Here is a 2,001-nt window from a genome sequence, read left to right as displayed (position 1 = left end):
CGGCCGAGCTGCTCAGCATGTCCAGCACTTGATCCACCGGAGCGGCGGCCACCGCATGAGCGGTCAGCGCTTCGCGGGTTGCTAGAGGGGGCACCGCCGCAGCGTAAGTCGGGAGGGGCCCGCAGCGGAGGAGCCGTTTAGGCCCTACTTCGGGTGGCTTTCGTCCCTTGCGGAAAGCGGGTCGCGTTGGGCACCGTTGCGCTATGCGAAGCGCTTACCACCACCAGCTGGCCGAGTTGACGGTTCAGCTCGGCGAGATGTGCGGCCTGGCCAACGACGCCATGCGGCGCGCCACTGATGCCCTGTTGGAGGCCGACCTGGACGCCGCCGAACAGGTGATCCGTGAGCACGACCGCATGGTGGAGATGCGGGCGCAAACCGAACGGGAGGCGTTCGCGCTGCTGGCGCTGCAACAACCGGTCGCCGGTGAGTTGCGGGCGATTTTCAGCGCCATCCAGATCATCGCCGACATCGAACGCATGGGTGCCTTGGCGGTGCACATCGCCAAGATCGCCCGGCGCGAACACCCGAACCGGATACTGCCTGACGACCTCCGCGCGTGCTTCGCCGACATGGCGAAGGTGGCAATCACGTTGGGCGAAAGCGCAAAACAGGTGCTGATCTCCCACGACCCGCAGCAGGCCGCCCGGCTTCGCGAACAAGACGACGCGATGGACGAGCTGTACCGCAACCTGTTCAGCGCGCTGCTGGACGAAGGCTGGCGGGACAACATTCCCGTCGCCGTGGACTGCGCCTTGCTGGGCCGTTTCTACGAGCGCTTCGCCGACCATGCCGTGGAGGTCGGCCGCCGCGTGGTCTTCATCGTCAGCGGCGATCTGCCCACGCCGGACGAGATCTCGACCTACTGAGCGGCACCGGTGGGGGCGGGCTTGGGAAGATAACGTCGTGCAGGGCACACCGGACATCCAGGGCCGTGTCTGGCGCCACGGTAAGCCGCAGGAAGACTTCACGTTCGACGACATCTCGGGATACCTGGGCGAGCCCGACACCCTGGTGTGGGTGGATCTGTGCGCCCCGGACCACGACGCGTTGTGCGGCCTGGCGGCCGAGCTCGGCCTCAACACGTGGGCGGTGGAAGACGCCGTGGCGGCGGCCGAGCGGGTGAAGGCCACCGCGTACGAGACGCACACCTTCTTCACCGTCTACGCCGTCGGGGTCGCGGAGGAGGTGACCGACGAGCCGCGGCGCATGCTGTCCATGCAGCGGATCTCGGCGTTCGTGCTGCCGCGCGGCCTGATCACGGTACGGCTGACGCAGGACTTCGATGTCAGCCAGCTCACCCGGCGCTGGGATGAGATCGGCGCCCAGCAGTACGGCGTGGGCGCGCTGGTGCACGGCTTGCTCGACGTCGTGGTCGACAGCCACTTCGCCGCGGTGGAGGCCCTGGACGACTGTGTCGAGGCCATCGAAGACGAGCTGTTCGACGGCACGCCGCGCCAGGCGAGCTTCCAGCGCAGGACATTTCAGATGCGCCGGGACCTGGTGGCGCTGCGGCGGGTGGCGCTGCCGATGCGCGAGGTCGTCAACTCGATCCAGCACCACCGCCGCGAGGTCGGCACCGCTCCCGAACTGGACCCGCTGTACGCCGACCTGTATGACCACGTGCTGCGCGTGTCGGAGTGGACGGAGTCGTTGCGGGACATGGTCACAACCATTTTCGAGACCAACCTGTCCCTGCAGGACGCCCGGCTGAACACCATCATGAAGAAGCTGACCGGATGGGCAGCCATCATCGCCGTCCCGACCGCGATCACGGGCTTCTACGGGCAGAACGTTCCCTACCCCGGCTTCGGCCATCTCGCCGGCTTCCTTGCGAGTACCACCCTGATTTCCGTGCTGATGGTGGTGATCTACATGATGTTCAAGCGGAGGGACTGGCTATGACCGCTGACCTGCTGACCGGTTCGGAGGCCCCGAAGGCGATGCTGGTCGCGGCCGCGCCGCTCGACGAGGTGCTGCGCCGGCTGGACAGCTCGGCCG

General features: G+C 67.2%; 2 protein-coding genes. Both read left to right on the top strand.

The window, feature by feature from the left end; all coding sequences use genetic code 11:
• The first annotated feature begins 203 nt into the window (after nt 1–203).
• Nucleotides 204–869 carry a phosphate signaling complex protein PhoU gene (phoU, locus tag A9X04_RS09510; protein WP_067919678.1) on the top strand — a complete coding sequence of 222 codons (666 nt, stop codon included), beginning with the start codon at nt 204–206 and terminating at the stop codon, nt 867–869.
• Nucleotides 870–906: 37 nt separating this feature from the next.
• Nucleotides 907–1,905 (top strand): magnesium transporter CorA family protein, encoded by a 999-nt coding sequence (locus A9X04_RS09505; protein ID WP_067919676.1) that lies wholly within the window; start codon nt 907–909, stop codon nt 1,903–1,905.
• Nucleotides 1,906–2,001: the final 96 nt, after the last annotated feature.

Origin of the sequence: Mycobacterium sp. E3247, assembly GCF_001667785.1 — a bacterium.
Lineage (GTDB): Bacteria > Actinomycetota > Actinomycetes > Mycobacteriales > Mycobacteriaceae > Mycobacterium.
Note: the sequence above shows the minus strand (reverse complement) of the source record. Positions and strands in the feature narration are given on the sequence as shown.